This is a genomic window from Brevibacillus jepli, from assembly GCF_047229145.1.
In the GTDB taxonomy this organism is placed as follows: Bacteria; Bacillota; Bacilli; order Brevibacillales; family Brevibacillaceae; genus Brevibacillus.
On sequence record NZ_JBFEFW010000096.1, the window covers coordinates 1 to 778 of the forward strand.

The 778-nt window shown below is 53.1% G+C and carries 2 protein-coding genes; both read right to left on the reverse strand.

Annotation, left to right across the window (positions count from 1 at the left end):
- The coding region (locus AB1L17_RS31430) for a hypothetical protein (RefSeq protein ID WP_412848923.1) at positions 1–536 on the reverse strand (536 nt) is incomplete at its 3' end.
- A partial coding sequence (locus AB1L17_RS31435; protein ID WP_412848924.1) for a hypothetical protein occupies positions 533–778 on the reverse strand: 246 nt, incomplete at its 5' end. The genes AB1L17_RS31430 and AB1L17_RS31435, both read right to left, overlap by 4 nt.

Here is a 778-nt window from a genome sequence, read left to right on the forward strand (position 1 = left end):
CAGATCCGGTGATGGGACATGCAATGCCACATGTGGTACAGGACGGAAGCTGGAGTCATCTTCTTGCCCATTCCCTGGAGTTGCTCGACAGCCAGCTTGTACCAGTCGAAGACGAATGAAGGAAACAAGCGATGACGATGCGTTTGTTCTTCCGTTTTAACCCCGGTTCGATTCCCCGTCTCCCGGCTTTTCCCGGTTTGTGTCCCTGTTTCCGGGAACAGCTTGATATGGACGACCAAGCGATCGCCAACCTTTTCGACTGCTCGCCTCTCCCCTGTTCGGGACCGTTCAACCTCCCCGTAGTAAGGACAAGCAAGTGTATGTTTGTCGGAGTGTTCAGGATTGTTGACCAACGTATAGCGGCCGTAGGGCGTTTTTCGCACGTGCATCTCCGCTCGCATGGCATATGCCTGACACGCGCATTGTATCCGCGGCTTTTTTTCATGCCATTGTTTCAAAACGGTTTGATCGTAATCTGTATCGGAGCGGAACACATCTTCCGTCATCAACTGGCCGTTTACAAACAGGTGACTCACCTTCCCGACACCACCCCGTCCAGTCTTTCGGATACCCGTATCAACTGCCTTGCTACATCATGGACGCGTTCCCGCACCACGGCGTCCATCAGGTTATCAAAAAACGGGAGGAGATCTTGTTCCAGTCGTTCAATCAGCTTTTCCGCCTTGTCTAGTTTTTTGATCAACAAGCGGCGCCGCAAGTTTCGGGCACTGGATGCTTCCAACGTGGGGGCAACGGCATCAATCGCCGTCTTGGGGAT